The sequence below is a fragment of the Pirellulales bacterium genome (assembly GCA_035939775.1).
Lineage (GTDB): Bacteria > Planctomycetota > Planctomycetia > Pirellulales > DATAWG01 > DASZFO01.
Map to the genome: position 1 here is coordinate 69,409 of DASZFO010000159.1, position 19,499 is coordinate 88,907.

Consider the following 19,499-nt stretch of genomic DNA (forward strand, 5'->3'; position numbering starts at 1 on the left):
TTCGCCGGAATTCCAGGTTCAGAGTTTATCCCGGCGGCCAGTGCATCGGGCGGCCGCCGAGGAGGTGCAAGTGCAAATGATCTACGCTTTGTCCGGCCCCCGGACCGTTGTTGATCACGACCCGATAGCCGTTGCCGAGATTCAACTTGCGGGCCAAGTCACGGACCACAAACCAAAGATGTGAGATCAACTCGGAGTCGGCATCCGTCAACGCGTCGATCGATGCGATTTCGCGCTTGGGGATCAGCAGCACGTGCGTCGGGGCCTGGGGCGAGATGTCGCGAAACGCCAGGCATTGATCGTCTTCGTAGACGATGTCGGCTGGAATCTCTCGATCGATGATCCGTTTGAAAATGGTTTTCATTGGGGCTATGGACCGGAGACTCGGAATCGGTGGATGCGCACGTGGATGCATTTTCTCCACGGTGCGACTTTGTCAATCGTCACTTGCCGCTAATGGAGCTTCAATGCTGAATTGACGGGTGGCATGGCCACTGCCCTGAGTGGCCATGCCTCGTTGCGTCTCATGCCCACGCCGAGCCGACGCCGAGCCGTGGGCATGGCACCCAACATGTCACAACAGCTTTGAAGTACCGCTAGTCACTTGTTCCAGCGGGATACCTTCATCGACAAGCAGGATGGGGATTTGCCTGACGATCGGATATACGATTGCCTGGTCTTCTCGCACGAGGCCGCCGTCGAGGAATTCGGCTACCGCCTGACCGGCGCGATTCCGCAGCCAGCCGGCATCAATCGCGTCGTTAAGGCGACCGACCAGTGCGGCGTCCGCCAGCGCCAACGCTGAACGATTCTCCGGGCAGCGAATCATCGCCAAGAATTCCTTGCTGACCACATTGCGCTCCGTTCGGGCCGATTGACTGCCTACGCGAACATGAATATAGAGCCGTCGTTCGGCGAACGGAAGTAGCCGGGGCGGCATTCGTGGCTGGGACTTAGCCGGCCTGGGCCGTGGTGTCCCCAGAGTCGGTGTCGGCAGCCGATTGATTCTGCCCCTGCCAGCGAATCGAGAGCGGACATTTGAAGACCTTTTCGAACATGGCTGCACGCCGCCGAGCGCTCCAGATATCGACATCGGGATTCTCTGCGGCCGCGACTTTCATCGCCAGCCGGCCATCGCCGTCGCGCTTCACGATCACGTCGCGCACCTGGCCGGAATGGCTCCGATCCAATCCGCCTGCCAACCGCAAGATGGCTGCAAGCTGCCGCACTCGCTGCTGATCTTCGGCCGATAACTGGCGAAAGTTGCCGTGCTTCCGTTTCGGCTTCGCGCCGCGATGGTAGCGGGCTACGTTGGCGATCAGCTCTAGCTCGCGCGGTTGAAAGCCCGGTAGCCCGCTATTGAGGATGAGATGATAGCTGTGCTTGTGATGCTTTTCGTAGTTGATGAGATAGCCGACGTCTTGAAGCCGAGCGGCCGTTTCCAAGAGCAACTGATCTCCTGTGTTCATCCCGATGGACGGCGCCAACTGCTCAAAAATGCGCCCCGCCAGTCGAGCTACCTGTCGGCCATGGGCCAGTTCACCGGATGAGGATGCCGCGAATCGCTCGATGGCCGAGTCCCGATCGTGCGGGTCCTGGCTCGGGGCCCCAAGGTTTTGGTCGATCATCGTCAGGATCAGGCCGTCGCGCACACCCCGGTTGTGGACCTGCAGCAAATTCACCTGAAATTGCCGCATGATCCGGTCGATGATCGTGAGTCCGGCGACGATAATGTCGGCCCGATCGGGGCTCAAGCCCGGCACGCCGCGGCGTGTCTTGAGGGGCATTTTCCGCAAGCGATCGAGCAAATGGCTCACCTCGGCATGCGTCACGTTATAGCCTCGGGTCGGCAGCCCCACTTGCCCCTTCGAGGCCATGATCATGTCGGCGAGGCTGGTGAATGTGCCACCCGATCCGATCAGAAAATGCGGCGAGAAAAACGGCTTCTTTGTCAACCGGCGAAGCTGCTGGTCGATCGCTTTGGCGAGTTTCTCGAGATCGGGATCGGCGAGACCATTTCCATTGCCATAGATTTCAGTGAGCCGCACGGCGCCGAGCGGCGTGGTGAACGTGGCTTCGATGAGGTTGCCCGAGGCCAGAATGATCTCCGTGCTGCCTCCGCCGATGTCGGCCACGACCACATTCTTGCCCGACAGATCGAATGCTCGCTGCACGCTGAAAAACGCGAGCCGGGCCTCTTTCTCGGCGCTGATCACGTCGATGTCGATGCCGAGTTCCTCTTTCGCCCGGCGGCAGAAATCGGGGCCGTTGGTCGCTTCGCGGACGGCGCAGGTGGCGATCGTCCGCAATTCGGCGACCTGAAAGCCGTCGGTGATTTGCTTGAACCTTCGCAAAGCGGCGAGCGTCAGGGCCGTCGCCTCGGGATCGAGCCGGCCGGTGGAATTGAGCGCTCGACCCAAGCGGGTGGCTTCCCGCTCTTCATCGAGGATTCGGTAATTCCCGCCCCGCATCGGCTCAGCGACCATCAGGCGCACGCTGTTGGAGCCAATATCGATGGCCGCCAAACGATGGGCCATCTCCGGCGAAAAGTAGATTTGCTTGTCGTCCATTGATCGCTTTGGCTGCGGATCCCAACCGGCGTGCCGCGCCCAGCCGGCACATTCGTCAGTTACGTAAAGTTTATCTACTTCAATACAATAGCATAAGGGAAAGTGGCAAGTAGCAGGTGGCAAGGGACGCGAATCAGAAGTGCGGTGACCGAGTGCTTGCCGTTGATTGGACGAGCGAATCGACGGATAATGCCCCATCGTTCGAGCGTGCATCCGCGCCTTTCCGCGGCCACTTGCCACTTATCACTTGCAACTTGTCACTTTCCCGTGCTACTCATCTGCGACTTAGCTCACCTGCCCGATCAACTACGCCGCGGCGCGGTGGCGATCGGGAATTTCGACGGTGTTCACCTCGGGCACGCGCAAATTGCCCAGCGGCTAATCGAGCGGGCTCGCGAAGTGAGCGGCCGGGCGGTCGTATTCACGTTCGATCCCCATCCGGTGCGAATCCTGCGGCCGCGAGAAGCCCCGCCACCGCTCACCTGGACCGATCGCAAGGCGGAGTTGCTCGGCGAACTCGGGGTCGACGCGATGATCGCCTACCCGACCGACGAAGAGCTGCTGCGCCTTACGGCCGGCGAATTCTTCGACCAGATCATCCGCCAACGGCTCGATGCGCGAATTCTGGTCGAGGGTCCGAATTTCAATTTCGGCCGCGGCCGCGCCGGCACGATCGACGTGCTCCGAGGGCTATGCAAAACTGCGGGCTTGGGCCTGGAAGTGGTCGAACCGATCACAGTCGAAGGCGACTATGTCTCCAGCTCGCGGGTCCGCAAACTGATTTCGGCAGGCCGCATCGACGAGGCCGGTCTGATGCTCACGCGCCCCTATCGCCTCCGCGGGATGGTCCGCCACGGCGCGGCGCGCGGCGCGCGGATCGGCTTTCCCACCGCAAATCTGGACGCCATCGACACGCTGTTGCCGGGCCCGGGCGTCTACGCGGGCCGCGCGTTTGCCGATGGCACGGCTTGGCCGGCGGCCATCAACGTCGGCCCGAATCCGACTTTCGGCGAGCAGCGGATGAAGGTCGAAATCCATTTGATCGGGTTTCAGGGATCGCTCTATGGCCAGCCGCTCGAGGTTGACTTTCATCGCCGTCTGCGGGACATTCAGCGGTTCGACAACGTTGAAGCACTCAAAGTCCAATTGGAAGCCGATATCGCGGCGGCGGCCGAGGCGTAGAGAAACACACATGAGCATCAACTGGCCGCGACTGGTCGAAATCATCCGTGGTCACCAGCGGTTCCTGCTCACGAGCCACATTCGCTCGGACTGCGACGCCCTGGGAAGCGAATTGGGGATGGCGGGAGTGCTCGAGTCGCTCGGCAAGGAAGTGCTGATCGTCAACGGCCAGCCGACGCCGCGAAACCTTCAATTCATCGACCCGGGACGGCGACTGAGAACCATCGGTGTCGATGTTCAGCCCAATGCTCTCGAATCGTACGAAGTTCTGATCGTCCTCGACACGAGTGCCTGGGCGCAGTTGGGCCCGATGGGCGACGTGCTCCGATCCACCAAGGCGAAGAAAATCGTCATCGACCACCATGTCAGCGGCGATGATCTGGGTGCGGAGCCGTTCAAGGATACGGCCGCCGAAGCGACCGGCCGGCTCGTCGTTCAGGCGGCGGAGCAGCTTGGCGTTCGACTCACCCCGCAGATTGCCGTCCCACTGTTTGCCGCGATCGCGACCGACACCGGTTGGTTTCGTTTTGCCTCGACCCAGCCGGATACGCTCCGTGTGGCTGCCATGCTCATGGAAGCCGGAGTGAAGCCGTTCGAGTTGTACAACGCGCTCTATGAACGCGACACGCTCCCGCGGATAAACCTGATCGGCCGCACGCTGGCTCGGGCTCAAACCGAGTTGGACGGGCGGCTCATTCACACGTCGATCCGGCAGGAGGACTTTCGCGCCACCGGCGCGGTCGCCAGCGATACCGAAGATATCATCAACATGACGCTCACCGTCGTCGGCACTCAGGCGGCCATCATGCTGGTCGAGTTGGCCGTCGGCGGAGTGAAGGTCAGCTTCCGCAGCCGGGGGCAATTGGATTGCAGCCGATTAGCCGAGCAATTCGGCGGCGGGGGCCATAAAGCAGCGGCCGGTGCAACGCTCAATGAACCGTTCGACGTCGCCCAAGCCAAGGTGCTTGACGCCGTTCGCGCCGCCATGAACACTGGAAATTGAGTCGGAGGGAAGGCACGCAGGCAAGCGGCGGAATTATGGCGAACCAGGCTCAAGAGACAAACCCTCCTCCGAACCCGTCGCCGGCGCGGCATGGCGCGCCCCATGCCAACGGTCCGAAAGCCAGCGCTGCCGGCAGCAATCGCCGCGGTTTCTTCGCTCGCGTGGCAGCCGTCGCGATCGGCGCGCTGATTACGGTGTTCCCTTTGGCGGCGGGGCTATTTGTTTTTGCCGATCCCTTGCGGAGGGGAGCGGCGGGGCGGGGTTTTATCAAAGTGACGAATCTCGAGTCGGTTCCGGACGACGACGTCCCGCGAGCCTTTCCAGTCGTGGCCAGTTGCATCGATGCCTGGACTTGTTTTCCCAGCGAGCCGATCGGCGCCGTCTTCGTGCGGCGAAAGCAGGGCCCTGCGAAACTCGAGGTGTTTCAGACAACCTGCCCCCACGCCGGTTGCATGCTCGATTACTCGGCCTCGGGCAATGACTTCAAATGCCCGTGTCATAACAGCGCCTTCCACCTCGACGGCCAACTCGATTACGGCCCCAGCCCCCGCCCGATGGATAGCCTCGCCTACGAAATCCGCGACAACCACGGCCTGAAAGAGGTGTGGGTGAAGTTCGAAACCTTCCACACCGGCATCGCGGAGAAGATCGCCAAGTCGTGATATCCAAGCTCAAAGCGCTCTCGAACTGGCTGGACAACCGCACGGGCTATCGGCATTTCGTGCATGAAGCGCTATACGAACGGATTCCTGGCGGCGCGAGGTGGCGCTATGTCTGGGGCAGCACGCTCGTATTCACGTTCGGCGTGCAACTGATCACGGGCATCTTTCTTTGGATGGCCTACAGCCCGAGCGCTCAGACCGCCTGGGAAAGCGTCTATTTCATCCAGCACGAGATGCAAGGGGGCTGGCTGCTTCGTGGGCTGCACCATTTCACGGCCCAGGCGATGATCGTGCTGTTGGTGCTGCACCTGATGCAGGTGGTGATCGACGGGGCCTATCGCGCGCCGCGGGAAGTGAATTTCTGGCTCGGTCTGGTGCTGATGCTGATCGTGCTCGGGCTGTCGCTGACGGGCTATCTGCTTCCCTGGGACCAGAAGGGCTATTGGGCCACTCGCGTGGCGACCAACTTGATGAGCCTCGTCGACAAACGGTTGCCCGCACTCGTGATCGGTGGGCCAGACTACGGCCATCATACGTTGACGCGATTCTTCGCCCTTCATGCCGGTGTGCTCCCGGGCATGCTCGTGTTCTTCCTCGTGCTGCACGTCGCCCTGTTTCGGCGGCACGGCATCTGTCACAAGACGCCGGTAAAGGGTCCGGATGCGACGTTTTGGTCGGATCAGGTGCTCAAGGATTCTGTGGCCTGCCTGGCCGTGCTGGTGGTGGTGCTGCTGCTGATCGTGCGGCCGACGCTGCCGGCCGTCGTCGGGGGCAACGGGGTGCCGGCCAACCCGTCCAACCTCGGAGCGGAACTCGGCGCCCCGGCCGATCCGGCTCATGCGTACTCTGCCGCTCGCCCGGAGTGGTATTTTCTGTTCTTGTTTCAGTTTCTCAAGCTCTTTGAAGGGCTCGGCGAGAAAGGAGAATTCTTCGGCGCGATTATAATTCCGGGCCTGGTGATGGGCTTCATGTTTTTGATGCCAATTCTTGGCCGCTGGAAATTGGGACATCGGTTCAACGTCGGTTTCACGCTGTTGCTGCTCGCGGGCATTGGCTGGCTGACTGCCTCGGCCTATATCGAAGACCACCGAGCGAAGTGGACCGATCGGGCGCAGTTCGCCGAGGTCGAGACGCAAATCCAGCAATTTGGTGGCGACGACAAAAAGATGGAGCAGTTCTTCAGTGGCGATCAGCAAAAGATCGCCGAATTCCGCCGCCAGAAAGTGGCCTTTGAAAAATATCGGAAGTCAGACGACTATTTGAAGGCCGTCGCTCTCGCCAACGACGACGCCGAGCGAGCAATGGAACTCGCGGGCCGCGCCGAGCGCATTCCGCCGACGGGCGCATTGAACATGCTGCGCGAGGATTCCAAGACCCAAGGGGGGCGATTGTTCTATCAGCATTGCGCGAGCTGCCACATGGTTTTCGACCCGGATCTGCCGCCGGCCGAAATCCACAACAAGGATCAACTGGCCAGGGCGACCGCGCCGAATCTCTACGGTTTCGCCAGTCGCCGCTGGCTCGAACGGCTGCTCGACCCCAAGCTGATCGCCGGCCCGCAATTCTTCGGCAATACGAAGCACAAGAAGTCCGACATGGTTGATTTCGTGACCGATCGGCTCCACGATCCCAAGCTGTGGAAGCCGGACGAGGTCAAGCAGGTGGTGGCAGCGCTGTCGGCCGAAGCGGACCTGCCGGCGCAGAAGGTCCTTGACCAGACTGAACAAGATCCGATCGGGAAGGGCCAGGCGCGCCTCAAAGACACCGATCGCTGCGGCGAATGCCATCGCTTCCGCGACAACGGAGTTGAGTTAGGCAGCGCGCCCGATTTGACCGGTTACGGTTCCAACGAGTGGCTCGTCGCGTTTATCGGCAATCCGTCGCACAAGCGGTTTTACGGCACGACCAACGATCGTATGCCGGCCTTCGCGAAAGATGCCGATCCGAGCAAGAATCGTCTGAGCCCCAAGGAAGTCCGGTTTCTCGTCAACTGGCTTCGCGGCGACTGGGATGCGCCGGCTGACGGGCCATGAACCGGTGCAATTGGCCTGCGCGCCAGCTAGAATGGTGATCCAGCAGCCAACTCTGGGATCTCGAGATAGTCCTCCATGCATCAACACCATTCGACGGAAATCGCCTATTCCCTGGTCGAGCGCCTGGCGCAGGGGAAAGCGCTGCGGCAGCGCGTGCCGCGAACTTCTCACGCCCAGTGGTCGAAGTCGCCCGATCGTCCCGATCCGATCGAAATGCTCGAGCAGACGAGCGTGGGGCGGTTGCCGGAACTTGTGCCGATCCGGTATGGCCGCATGGTCCGTTCGCCGTTCACATTTCTGCGCGGATCCGCCGCGGCGATGGCCTACGATCTGGCGGCGACGCCGACCACCGGCATCCGAGTGCAGCTCGGCGGCGATTGCCATCTGAATAACTTTGGCGCATTCGGCACTCCCGAGCGGAACCTGATCTTCGACGTGATGGATTTCGACGAAACGCTTCCCGGCCCTTGGGAGTGGGATCTCAAGCGGCTCGCGGCGAGCTTCGTCGTGGCCGGCCGCTCGATCGGCGTGGCCAAGCGCGATTGCGAAGACGCGGCCGTGGCGGTCGCCCGCACGTATCGCGAGCGAATGCGCGGGTATGCGGAGATGCGGGCGATCGAAGTTTGGTACGCGCACATCGACGCCACCGTGGTGATGGACCTGGCCCGCGTGTCAGACAATCGCCGCGCTCGGCAGCCGACGCTGGCAAAGGCCCGGTCGCAAGTTGCCAGCCATATCTTTCCCCGCATGACCGAGGTGGTCGATGGCCATCGGCGGATCGTCGACCGCCATCCCCTGGTGTTTCATCCCAAGCACGATGGCCGCTTCGAGGAGGAGATGCACACGTTCTTCAAGCGGTATCGCGAGTCGCTTTCCGGCGACCGCCGCTTTCTGTTGTCGCGATATCGCATCGTCGACGTGGCGATGAAAGTGGTCGGCGTGGGGAGCGTCGGCACGCGCTGCGCGGTGATCTTGCTCCTGGCCGATGACGATGATCCAATCTTTTTGCAATACAAAGAGGCCGGCGAATCGGTGCTCGCCCCCTATGCCGGCAAGAGCCAATACGCCAACCAAGGGCAGCGAGTCGTCGCCGGGCAGCGGATGATGCAGTCCTCCAGCGATATTCTGCTCGGCTGGTCCGCGGAAGAAGGACGCGATTTCTATTTCCGCCAGCTTCGCGACATGAAGGCCGTAATCAACATCGATGGTCTGTCGGCCTCGGCCCTGATCGATTACGGCGAAATGTGCGGCTGGGCGCTGGCCCGCGCTCACGCCAAGTCGGGCGACGCCGGATTGATCAGCGGCTATCTGGGCAAGAGCGACGTGTTCGATCGCGCGATCGCGACATTCGCGCGCGACTACGCGGACGTGACGGAGCAAGACCACGCCGCCATGCTCGCCGCCGTGAAATCCGGCCGGATAAAGGCCGAGAGCGAAGATGCCGCGTGAAAATGCCGCGGCCTGCTACCGCTGATAGGTCCCGACGATCTCCCCTTGCTCCAAGATATGTCCGCTCATTGCGGCAAGGAGGGCTTTCTTGTCGAGGCCCGATTCCAGATCGAGCGGTTTGTCGAGCGCGTAGAGCGTGAAGTGGTAGTGATGCACGCCGTGCCCTGGCGGCGGCATCGGGCCGCGGTAGCCCGTGTGATCGCTCGGGAACGAATTCACTCCCTGGAGAACGCCAGCCGGCTGCGGCGGACGCTCTTTGCGCGGAATGCCCTCCGCGAGCGATTTCGTTTCGGCTGGAATCTTATAAAGCACCCAATGCACCCACGGTTCTTTCGTCGGGGCGTCGGGATCGTCGCAAATCAGAGCAAGTTCTTTGGCCCCTGCCGGCACGCCGGACCATGAGAGCGGCGGAGAGCGGTCGGCTCCTTCGCCCGTGTACATCTTCGGAATCGCTTCGCCGGCTTTGAACGCTTCGCTGGAAACGGTGATCGACATCTTGGTGCCTCCGGGAGATTGACTGGCCGCCGCGGATACGGATGGCCCACCGCCGGTTTGCCCGCAACCGGTCGCGCCGCTGACGACGAGTGCGAGAAATGATGAAACCGCGAGCGCAATCGCGCGATCTCGCCGCAAGCGGGCGGGGCGAATCGTGGTTGTCATGGGAAACTTGGTAACTAGGAAACGCGGATGCCGTTAATCAATTCCTCCAGTGTCTTGAAATTGACCGGCTTGGTGAGATGAAAATCGAAGCCGGCTTCCATCGCGCGATGGCGATCCTCGTCGCGGCCGTAACCGGTGGTGGCGATGATTCTCACCTGTTCGCCGTTGGCGCTCTGCCGTATGCGCTTGGCGATTTCATAACCATCCATGCCGGGCAGGCCGATGTCCAAGAGGACCACTTGCGGATCAAAATCATTGAATGCCGTAAGCGCTTCCGCGCCGTCGCCAGCGGTGCAAATCTCATGACCGCGGACTGCGAGCAGCAGTTTCAACGTCGTCACCGCATCGGCACTATCGTCGACGATCAAGATTCGCAGTCCCCCAGCGCAGCGAGCGGCGCCCGACGGAACGCCCGCCGGCGACTCGCTTGACTCCGGCCAAACGGCCAGCGGCAGCCGGACGACGAATTCGCTCCCGCGTCCCAAACCTTCGCTAAGAGCTTCGATTGAGCCGCCGTGGAGTTCAACCAGCCGTTTGGCCAGGGCCAAGCCGAGGCCAAGTCCTCCTTCGCTGCGCGCGAGCCCTTGATCAACCTGATAGAACGACTCGAACAATCGCGGAATCGATTCGGCCGCTAGGCCGCGCCCCTGGTCGCGAACGCGGACGATGGCTTCTGCGTCGACCCGCTCGCATTGAACTTCAATCCGCCCCCCCGCCCCCATGAATTTGGCGGCGTTGTTCAACAGATTGCAAAAGACCTGTTCGATGCGCGCCGCATCTCCCGAGATCGAGAGCGGTTCATTGGAGTGCGAAACGGAAAGCGTTTGCCCACGGGAATGAATCATCGGGAGGGTTGTGTCGATGGCGCGCTGGATCGCCGTGGAAAGCTCCACCGGCTCTCTGCGGACGGTGATCTTTCCGCGCGTAATTCGCGAGACATCGAGCAGATCGTCCACCAGCCGGGCCAACATATCCACCTGCCGATCGATCACCTCGATCGCCAGCCCTTTGTCCGGCACGTTCGAACCGAAAAGTTGCAGCAATTGCACCGCGCCGCGAATCGGTGCCAGCGGATTGCGCAGCTCGTGGGCCAGCATCGCCAGGAATTCGTCCTTTTGACGATTGGCCTCGCGCAGCGCCCGTTCGGCTCGCTGCTGCTCGGTGACATCGATCGCGGCGCAGGCCAGCCCGACCAGCCGACCGTCCGCATCCCGGATCGGTTCGGCGGTCAGGTCGAAGGCGCACGGATTGCCGAAAATCGAGAGAAAGAAGGTCCGCCGCGCGCCGCGGCCGGTCCGCAATACTTCGGACTTGAATTCAACGAGTTCCGCCGCCGCCTCGGGCGCGTAGATTTCAGCCAACTCCAGATCGGTCTTTCCGATGATGGAGCCCGTGGGAATCTGCCCCAGCGGATTGTGAATCGAGGTGAAGCGAAGCTGATCGTCGTGGGTGAACAAGACCACCGGCACCTTGTTTAGCACGAGCCGAAATCGATCTTGAATCTCGGGCGGATATGTCGCGCCGAGCCAATCGACTACCCCGACGTTCTTGCTCGCGTCTTGCGCCCGATCGGTGCGCTGTTTTAAGGACATGACCGAGCTTTCCACGTCCGAGAAAACGAGGCGATACCAAGCCGAAGCTTCTCCTCCGCGGCTCCGGGCGGCAGAGCCGACGCGGCCACGCCGTCGCGGACTTTCCCGATTCTACGCGACCTCGCTTGCCACCGGCAACGAAAATTGTCGGTATCCCCACGAGAGTGGGAGAAACGACGGCGATGCCAGTCGTCCCGTGGCGGCGCCCTCAGAACTCGGCATGCAAACGTAGACTGCCGATGACAACGGGACCGCGGTCTTGGTTGTAACCCGGATCGCCGATTAGCTGCAAATCCGGCGTGATCCAGATTTGCTTCTTCTTGAACTTGAAAGCATAAAAGGTCTCGAAGGCGACTTCCGGGGCGTAATTCAGCCGGCCGTCCCCCAGCTCGAACCCCAATCCGCCGGCGGCGAGATAGTTGCGGTGCGGCGCCGACAGGCCGTCGATAGCCACGCCGCTGCCGATCGCGTCATCCGCGCGGCACCATTTGGTCCCCTTCAAGAGCAGACCGAAGTTGATTGTGCGATCACATTCCGTGAACGCCCACGTTTCCGTGTGACCGTCGTCCCAGCCCCAGCGGAGGAAGCCACCGAGGTCTTTGCCGAACTCTTGCTCCAAGCTGATCCCGTAGCCGTATTTCGATGAATACTTGCGCGTATTTGCGATATTCAGGCCAAACACCGGATCGAATGTCGCTTCGTTGTAGTTGCCCATGTCGGCGCGGTTCCAATAGACTAGAAATCGCGCTTTCCCGGGGTGATCGAAGAGTCGATAGCGCGTTTCGAGTTCCCACGCTTGGCCGTGAGCCTCGTCGAAATGAGGATCCAAATCGGGGCCGTTCGCCACCAACGGCTCGGCGAATAGGCCATACCGAAAGGCCCAGTTCGCCTCATTCAGTTCAATCACGCCGCCATAGGTGTAGCCGCGCGTGTCGGCTGGATAGTCCCAAGCCGCATTGTATTCGAGGGCCCAGTTCATGAACTGGCTACGGGCATCGTGGCTATACGCGTTTCCATCGAAGAAATCCTCGGCCGCGAACTTGCCGAGATAGACTGTCAAGCGCGAGACATCCCGGGACCCCGCCAGGGCATTCGGTCCCGACTCAACTTTCTCCTGATCGCCGCCGAAACCGAGCGTTTGCGCTACGTAAAGATGTGAGACGTACGGAGTCGGCGCCGGCTTGCCGACCCGCTGAATGTCGCCGTTGGGAAATGCGGCGACGCCGAACACGTCGCTCAGCCCCAGTCCGCCGGAGATTTCCGGATCGAAATAGAGTTCACCTCCATCCCACAACCGCAAACCCATAAACAGAGTGGCCGTCTCCGAGGTCGCTAGCTCATTTTCGGATAGGAAACTGTGCGGCCCGCTGTACGGCGAATGAAACGTGCCGTGCCACTGCGAGATCACCGTCCCTTGGCCGAAGACATTGAACGTTTCTTCTTTGCTCTGGTCGCCGGTCTCGCTCTTGTTGGCGGATTCGACTTCCTCGCCGCCGGGCAGCTTTGACTGGTCGTTGCCGCCATTGCATGCGGCATCGGCGCGGAAGGCCGCGTCCACAGGATTGGCCGCAGGCATTTGGGCGCACACGGTGCCGATCCCAATGCCCAATGCCACGATCACCACCGCGAACAAAGCGAGCGCAATCCGAATGCGGAGACTAGCCGGTGTTCGTTCCATCGATCATCCGTGACCAATTCGAATAAATCTGTCCGGCTTATACGGCTTGCGGGAACTTTTTGGGTCGGTAAAGCCGCAACAAAGACTCCGAATGCGGAATTGCGCGAATCCGTGCTAGTGTTCGAGACGAGCCAATCTGATCTCGCGCAGCAATCGCGCCGTTTGTTTCGGCCCAATCCGTAAAATGTGCCAACCACGACGTCGGGAGCGGCTGCCTCGGCCGACGATCCTTCCGATTACTCGGCGGAATACCTTTGGGGAAAAAAGAAATCCAACCCGCTGGACAGGAAGGGGTGGCGGCGCGGTAAAATGGCCGGTAGGGCGAGGCTGGTTCAACGCTGGTCCCGCCACACGTCCGAAACGTCAGATCAAGCTTCATTCGGAGCAGAATTGGCTTTGAACCGCGGAAGATCGGCCGGGCTGTGGATTCTCCTGGGAATAGGGGCGACGCTGGTCGGCTGCGGCAAGGGGGACGGAGCAACGCGGCTGCCGGTGGTCGGCGCCGTTTGGCTTTCCAGCGGAGAAAAACTGACCGGTTCGATCACCTTTGTCCCCGCTGCGGGCCATCGTGGCCCGGCGGCAACGACGACGCTGGTCGATGGCAACTATCGCTTCGATCGCAGCAACGGGCCGACGGCCGGTCCCCATCGGGTGATTGTGCGGCGGGTCATCTCCAAGAGTAGAATGCTAGAGGGCTTAGCCAGCAAACAGCCGAAGGACGTCAAGCCCGCGCCGGCCAGGGATTCTAAGATGGAATGGACGCTGTTCGTCGATGTCGCGGAGAACCGCGCTCGGTGCGATTTCGCGTTGGAGCCATAGCCGCCAAGGGGCCCACAGCCATGCCGCGACATGCTTCCGCCAAACTCGGCTTTACGCTCGTCGAGCTGCTCGTCGTCATCGCGATTCTTGGCATCCTGATCGGGCTATTGCTGCCTGGCTTGCAAGCCACGCGGGAGGCCGCGCGGCGGACCCAGTGCCAGAATAATCTCCGGCAATATGGATTCGCATTGCAGCACTTCCACAATGCATTCAAGACCTTCCCCGTCGGAAATGTCCAAGATCGCTGGTGGGGCTTTCAGGCCAAGCTCTTGCCGTTCATGGAGTCAAAGGACGTCTATCAGATGATCGACTTTGGCGGGTTTATCTGGGGTCGTCCGCGTACCTGCTTTGAATGGTGCGGCGCCCAGCCACCAGAATTGGACCCCGCCAACAGGGTCCTCAGCGTCGACAAGTGCCCGGACGATCCGAGCGCCGGCAGCATCTACCCCGATTCAGTTTTCGGAAACTTCGGTTGCACCAATTATCTCGGGATGATGGGAACGTCGTCGACGGCGAATGACGGAATCTTGTTTTACGCCGGCAGCGTGCGGCTGAGCCAAGTCACAGATGGTTCCTCACACACAATCATCATGGGAGAGCGTGGGGTTTCGAATAATCTCTGGGGATGGCCTTATTGCGGCTATGGGGACGGCACCGGAGACGGTGATAATCTTTGCAGCACGCAACTGGGCCTTTGCCCCGGGGCGCCCGATGGCAGCCATAATTTTCACTTTTGGAGCTACCATCCTGACCTCGTGCTGTTCTCGTTTGCAGACACGTCCGTGCATTCGCTTGATTACGAGATCGATTTCCAGCTTTTCCAGGCGCTATCGACGCGGGCTGGAGGCGAAACGGTGAGCGTGCCGTAGGAGCGAGACTTTTGGAGTTCAGCCTTTAGGCTGTGACGCGCAGGCTAAAGCCTGAACTCCAACACGGCGGTTTGCAAGCGAACCGGCTGACGAATCCGATCTCAAATCTCTGGCCGTTAAATACTGAAACTTCCCACAACCGCCGGTCAGTAATTGAAGCGCAGCCCGCGGTCGTGCAACTCGGCGACGAGGGCGGGCGTGCTCGTGTACTGGACGGCATCGAAGCCCGCCTCACGCGCCCCGGTGACGTGTCCGAGGATATCGTCGCAGAAGAGGATTTCTCCCGGGGCGACGCCCGCCAGCTCGGCCGCCGCTCGATAGATTTTCGGATCGGGCTTGAGCGCTCCGATCTGAAAGCTAAGCGCGAACACGGTGAACGCCGCCGGCAGGATTCCGTAGTCCGAGTTCATCAGGCGCTGCCAATCGCACTCGCAGGTGTTGGAAAGGATTCCGAGCCGAAAGCCGGCGTCTTCCAGCGCCGTGATCACGGGCAGCAACGAATGATTCAGTTCGAAGATGTCGCTGGCCGCGTGAAAGAATCGATCGGCCTTGGGGCTAGCGCCGGTCGTGCGGCAGAATTCAGCGTGGAAATCGTGGCTTGAAATCTCCCCGAGACCATATCGCCGGCTCAATTCGCTGTCGAACACCGCCGCGAATACTTGCTCGGGCGGAATGCCGGCCACCTCCGCGATCTGCCGGCATCCCTTGAGATGATCGAATCGCGCGACGACGTTGCCGAGATCGAAGTAGAGGAACATCGTCGGAAGGTTAGAGGTCGGAGGTCGGAGGTCGCGGGGGCGGAGTCAAGCGGCGGCGATCATCGACCTCCGACTTCCGATCTCCGACCTCTTCATTTCGAGGCAGTCTAAGAGCTTATCCGAAAACCGCTGGGCAAAGGGGACAGTCCCCGTTTTGCTCCGCGGACTTCGCAAAAGGGGGACAGTCCCCGGCGGTTTTCGGATCGGCTCTAAAACTCGCGAATCACTAGGTCCTTATACCACGCTTCGCTGGCGGGGCCGCTGTGGATTTGCAGGCCGATCAATCCTTTCTGTTCCAGTTTTTCGTCCGGCTCGGTGTAATCGACCGTCTTCAGGCCGTTGAGCCAAAGCTGGATGTGCCGGCCCTCGCAGCGGATCACGTAGTCGTTCCAATCGTTGAGCTTGAGCACCTTCTTGAGTTCATCGGCGTCCGGCCCGATCAAAGTCTTCCTTCGCCTCGATTCGTCGTACAAGCTGCCCCAATACTGCTGGCCCATGTCGGCTTGGTAGCCAATCATTTCACTATTGTTCGGCAGGCGGCGGCTACGAATTTGGATTCCGCCATTGGCCGAGGTCGCGCCGGTCAATTTCACCTTCAGCCGCAATTCAAAATCGCCGTACTCTTTCGTCGTGGCGAGAAACTCATTTCGCGGCAGTGTCGCTTTCAACGACCCGCCGACGATCGCCCCGTCCTCGATCCGGAACACCTTCAAATCCCCTTCCCAGCCATTGAACGTTTTGCCATCGAACAGCGCGATCGCTTGGCCCTTCTCGGTCGCATCGGCGCCGAAACTAATCGGAACGTGAGCCGCCAACGAGCCACCCATCAATCCGCAAAAGGCAACCCAAAAGAATCCGCCCAATCGATTGTTCATGGAAGTCCTCCTCGGTCTCATTCGCCTTCGGTTCGCTACGGATGCACGGTAGGGTGCGTCAAGGCTCTGCGCAGACGCACCGCGCCGGAACGTGGGGCCAATTCTGCTACAAACGACGGTGCGTCAGCGCGGACCTGACGCACCCTACCCACGCGCCCCTCATCCCTCGCCCCTCGTACCTTCCCAAGATAGAATGAACCTCCGTCAAGGTAAACCCGCCCGCGAGCAAACGCATGGCCGCCCAATTGAATAAGTACAGTTCCCGAATCACCCAGCCGAAGTCGCAGGGGGCCTCGCAAGCCATGCTCTACGCCACCGGTATGAGCGAAGCCGACATGCAAAAGCCGCAGGTCGGCATCGCTAGCATGTGGTACGACGGCAACTCCTGCAACATGCACCTGAACCGGCTCGCCGATCTCGCGAAAGAAGGCGTCGTCGCGGCTGGGATGGTCGGGATGCGGTTCAACACGATCGGCGTGAGCGACGGGATCTCGATGGGAACCGACGGAATGAGCTATTCGCTCCAATCGCGCGATTTGATCGCCGATTCGATCGAGACCGTGATGCAGGCCCAATGGTACGACGCGAACATTTCGCTCCCCGGTTGCGATAAGAACATGCCTGGCTGCCTGATTGCGATGGGGCGGCTCAATCGGCCCTCGCTGATGATCTATGGGGGCACGATCCGCGCCGGGCATCTTGACGGTGAGACGCTCGATATCGTCTCCGCCTTTCAATGCTATGGTGAATACATTGCCGGCCGCATGGACGACTGGAAGCGGCAGGACATCGTCCGTCATGCTTGCCCTGGCGCGGGCGCTTGCGGCGGAATGTACACGGCCAACACGATGGCCTCGGCGATCGAGGCCCTGGGGATGAGTCTGCCCTACAGTTCCTCGACGCCTGCCGAGGATCCGAAGAAGCTCGACGAATGCTTTCGCTCCGGCGCCGCGATCCGCAATCTGCTCGAGCGCGACATCAAGCCGAGCGACATCATGACCCGCCGGGCATTCGAAAACGCGATGACCGTCGTGATGGCCGTCGGCGGCTCGACGAATGCCGTGCTGCACTTGATCGCGATGGCCCGAGCCGTCGGCGTGCCCCTCGGGATCGACGACTTCCAGAATACGAGCGATCGCGTCCCATTTCTGGCCGATCTGAAGCCGAGCGGCCGGTTCGTGCAAGAAGATCTGCAACAGATCGGCGGGATTCCCGGCGTGATGAAGTATCTGCTCGAGAAGGGCTATCTCGACGGCGGCTGCCTGACGGTGACCGGCCGAACCCTGGCCGAGAATCTAGCCGACCTGCCGGGGTTGACGCCGGGGCAGAAGATCATCCATCAGGTCGAGGATCCGATCAAGCCGACCGGGCACATCCGCATCCTCCGCGGCAATCTCGCGCCGGACGGAGCGGTTGCAAAAATCACGGGCAAGGAAGGAACGCGATTCGCCGGGCCGGCACGAGTCTACGACTCGGAGGAAGCGATGCTCGCCGCGCTCGAGAAAAACGAGATACGCAAGGGAGACGTGGTCGTGATCCGCTTCGAGGGTCCGAAAGGCGGCCCCGGAATGCCCGAGATGCTCACGCCCACCTCGGCCATCATGGGCGCGGGGTTGGGTAACGAAGTCGCGCTATTGACCGACGGGCGGTTTTCGGGTGGATCGCACGGATTCATCGTCGGCCACATCACTCCGGAGGCCCAGGAAGGCGGCCCATTGGCGCTCGTGCGAAACGGCGACACGATCGTGATCGATGCGGCCAAGAGCCTGTTAGAAGTTGAGCTGAGCGCCGACGAAATATCCCGCCGCCGCGCTGCCTGGAATGCCCCGCCCTACAAGGCGACGCGCGGTACGCTGTACAAGTACATCAAGAACGTCAAGAACGCCTCGGAAGGTTGCGTTACTGACGAATGACCCACCACCGCTCCGAGCGGCGCTCGAGAATCGGGAATTGACCGAATCCGTGGCGTTTCGATAATGGGTGGCATTGGCCGGGCCCTTCGGTTCGCAAGCGAACCGGCCGACGAGAGGTTTTCCCGCGTCCACACGCTCCCATTTTCTCCCCTTTACTTTCTCGCATATTCCGATGCCTTCTTCAGATTCCACCGACGTCGTTGTCATTGGCGGCGGGCCGGCTGGTTCCACCGCTTCGACTCTCATCGCCGAGCATGGGCTTCAGGTGCAGCTTTTCGAGCGCGAGCGGTTCCCGCGATTTCATATTGGCGAATCGCTGATCCCCGAGACGTATTGGGTGCTCAAGCGGCTGGGAATGCTGCCGAAAATGAAGGCCAGCCATTTCGTCAAGAAATACAGCGTGCAGTTTGTTAATCAGCACGGCAAGCTCTCCGAGCCGTTCTATTTCATGGAGCACAAGCCGCACGAGTGCTCGCAAACTTGGCAAGTGGTCCGCAGCGAGTTCGACGCCATGCTGCTCGACAACGCGGCGGAGCACGGCGTGAAGGTTCACCAGGGAACGCGGGTGTTGGAGGTGTTGTTCGAGGGAGATCGGGCCGTCGGCGTCAAAGTCGCGGATGAAAGCGGCGCGGAGCGCGAGGTCCGCGCGAAGGTCGTGGTCGATACGAGCGGACAGAGTTCGATGCTCATCAATCGTTTCCAACTTAAAGTGCCCGATCCCAAATTGAACAAGGGGGCCGTGTGGACCTATTTTGAAGGGGCCTATCGCGATTCGGGGCGCGACGAAGGAGCCACGCTCGTCCTGCAAGTGAAAGACAAGAAGGGCTGGTTCTGGTATATCCCGCTGCACGACAACATCGTCAGCGTCGGCGTAGTGGCGTCGTTCGATTATCTATTCAAAAATCGCGGCGATCATGAGACGATTTACAACGAGGAACTCGACCGCTGTCCAGCCGTGAAAGAGCGCGTGTCGATCGGTCGCCGGGCCTCGCGATTTTACGCCACCAAGGATTATTCCTACCGAGCCAGCCGCGCGGCGGGAGACGGCTGGGTGTTGGCCGGTGATGCGTTCGGCTTTCTCGATCCGCTGTATTCGTCCGGAGTTCTCTTGGCGCTGAAATCGGGTGAGTTGGCGGCCGACGCGGTTGCCGAAGGGATCGCCAAGGGAGACACTTCCGCCGCGCAATTGGGCAAATGGATGCCGGATTTCGTCAAGGGAATGGACCGCATGCGGCGGCTGGTCTGCGAATACTACGATGGCTTCAGCTTCGGCCGCTTTGTCCGCCGTTATCCGCACCTCAAGGGCTTGCTCACCGATCTGTTGATCGGAGATCTGTTCAAGGACGAACTGGACCAAGTGATCGAGCCGATGGACGCAGTTCGCGCCGAAATGGCGCTGGCGGATTAGCCGGCAGATGTAGATGTAGGGTGCGTCC

General features: G+C 60.9%; 17 protein-coding genes. 9 read left to right on the plus strand and 8 right to left on the minus strand.

Annotation, left to right across the window (positions count from 1 at the left end):
• Positions 1–25: 25 nt before the first annotated feature.
• The 3 genes from VGY55_10475 to VGY55_10485 form a co-directional block, all read right to left on the minus strand.
• On the minus strand, positions 26–364 hold the full coding sequence (locus VGY55_10475; protein HEV2970405.1) for a histidine triad nucleotide-binding protein: 339 nt from the start codon (positions 362–364) through the stop codon (positions 26–28).
• A 210-nt stretch (positions 365–574) separates the two neighbouring features.
• On the minus strand, positions 575–853 hold the full coding sequence (locus VGY55_10480) for a hypothetical protein (GenBank protein ID HEV2970406.1): 279 nt from the start codon (positions 851–853) through the stop codon (positions 575–577).
• Positions 854–953: 100 nt separating this feature from the next.
• On the minus strand, positions 954–2,570 hold the full coding sequence (locus tag VGY55_10485; protein HEV2970407.1) for a Ppx/GppA phosphatase family protein: 1,617 nt from the start codon (positions 2,568–2,570) through the stop codon (positions 954–956).
• 267 nt (positions 2,571–2,837) lie between these two features.
• Here VGY55_10485 and ribF point away from each other — a divergent pair, with 267 nt between their 5' ends.
• The 5 genes from ribF to VGY55_10510 all read left to right on the plus strand — a co-directional run bounded on the left by ribF (position 2,838) and on the right by VGY55_10510 (position 8,899).
• The gene (ribF, locus tag VGY55_10490; protein ID HEV2970408.1) at positions 2,838–3,752 is read left to right on the plus strand and encodes a riboflavin biosynthesis protein RibF; all 915 of its coding nucleotides are present in this window, start codon (positions 2,838–2,840) and stop codon (positions 3,750–3,752) included.
• Between the two features lie 10 nt (positions 3,753–3,762).
• Complete coding sequence (locus tag VGY55_10495) at positions 3,763–4,755, plus strand: DHH family phosphoesterase (protein ID HEV2970409.1); 993 nt, start codon at positions 3,763–3,765, stop codon at positions 4,753–4,755.
• Between the two features lie 35 nt (positions 4,756–4,790).
• On the plus strand, positions 4,791–5,417 hold the full coding sequence (locus VGY55_10500; GenBank protein ID HEV2970410.1) for a Rieske 2Fe-2S domain-containing protein: 627 nt from the start codon (positions 4,791–4,793) through the stop codon (positions 5,415–5,417).
• Positions 5,414–7,450, plus strand: coding sequence for a cytochrome b N-terminal domain-containing protein (locus VGY55_10505; protein HEV2970411.1), 2,037 nt, complete (start codon positions 5,414–5,416; stop codon positions 7,448–7,450). The genes VGY55_10500 and VGY55_10505 overlap by 4 nt, the downstream gene beginning before the upstream one ends.
• Positions 7,451–7,525: 75 nt before the next feature.
• Entirely contained in the window at positions 7,526–8,899 is a 1,374-nt protein-coding gene (locus VGY55_10510) for a DUF2252 domain-containing protein (GenBank protein HEV2970412.1), read from the plus strand.
• Positions 8,900–8,914: 15 nt separating this feature from the next.
• Here the strand turns inward: VGY55_10510 and VGY55_10515 are convergent, their stop codons facing one another.
• The 3 genes from VGY55_10515 to VGY55_10525 all read right to left on the minus strand — a co-directional run bounded on the left by VGY55_10515 (position 8,915) and on the right by VGY55_10525 (position 12,829).
• Positions 8,915–9,559, minus strand: coding sequence for a YbhB/YbcL family Raf kinase inhibitor-like protein (locus tag VGY55_10515; protein HEV2970413.1), 645 nt, complete (start codon positions 9,557–9,559; stop codon positions 8,915–8,917).
• 14 nt (positions 9,560–9,573) lie between these two features.
• Positions 9,574–11,151 carry an ATP-binding protein gene (locus VGY55_10520; protein HEV2970414.1) on the minus strand — a complete coding sequence of 526 codons (1,578 nt, stop codon included), beginning with the start codon at positions 11,149–11,151 and terminating at the stop codon, positions 9,574–9,576.
• 208 nt (positions 11,152–11,359) lie between these two features.
• Complete coding sequence (locus VGY55_10525; GenBank protein HEV2970415.1) at positions 11,360–12,829, minus strand: carbohydrate porin; 1,470 nt, start codon at positions 12,827–12,829, stop codon at positions 11,360–11,362.
• 396 nt (positions 12,830–13,225) lie between these two features.
• Here VGY55_10525 and VGY55_10530 point away from each other — a divergent pair, with 396 nt between their 5' ends.
• Both VGY55_10530 and VGY55_10535 read left to right on the plus strand, forming a co-directional pair.
• Entirely contained in the window at positions 13,226–13,648 is a 423-nt protein-coding gene (locus VGY55_10530; protein ID HEV2970416.1) for a hypothetical protein, read from the plus strand.
• A gap of 20 nt (positions 13,649–13,668) precedes the next feature.
• A complete protein-coding gene (locus tag VGY55_10535; GenBank protein HEV2970417.1) occupies positions 13,669–14,517 on the plus strand; it encodes a DUF1559 domain-containing protein in 849 nt (282 codons plus the stop codon).
• A gap of 146 nt (positions 14,518–14,663) precedes the next feature.
• Here the strand turns inward: VGY55_10535 and VGY55_10540 are convergent, their stop codons facing one another.
• Positions 14,664–15,275 carry an HAD family phosphatase gene (locus VGY55_10540; protein ID HEV2970418.1) on the minus strand — a complete coding sequence of 204 codons (612 nt, stop codon included), beginning with the start codon at positions 15,273–15,275 and terminating at the stop codon, positions 14,664–14,666.
• 209 nt (positions 15,276–15,484) lie between these two features.
• Positions 15,485–16,150 (minus strand): DUF1080 domain-containing protein, encoded by a 666-nt coding sequence (locus VGY55_10545; GenBank protein ID HEV2970419.1) that lies wholly within the window; start codon positions 16,148–16,150, stop codon positions 15,485–15,487.
• Positions 16,151–16,383: 233 nt separating this feature from the next.
• Between VGY55_10545 and ilvD the strand changes: the two genes are divergently transcribed.
• Both ilvD and VGY55_10555 read left to right on the plus strand, forming a co-directional pair.
• Positions 16,384–18,063, plus strand: coding sequence for a dihydroxy-acid dehydratase (gene ilvD / locus VGY55_10550; protein HEV2970420.1), 1,680 nt, complete (start codon positions 16,384–16,386; stop codon positions 18,061–18,063).
• Between the two features lie 172 nt (positions 18,064–18,235).
• Positions 18,236–19,471 (plus strand): NAD(P)/FAD-dependent oxidoreductase, encoded by a 1,236-nt coding sequence (locus tag VGY55_10555; protein ID HEV2970421.1) that lies wholly within the window; start codon positions 18,236–18,238, stop codon positions 19,469–19,471.
• Positions 19,472–19,499: the final 28 nt, after the last annotated feature.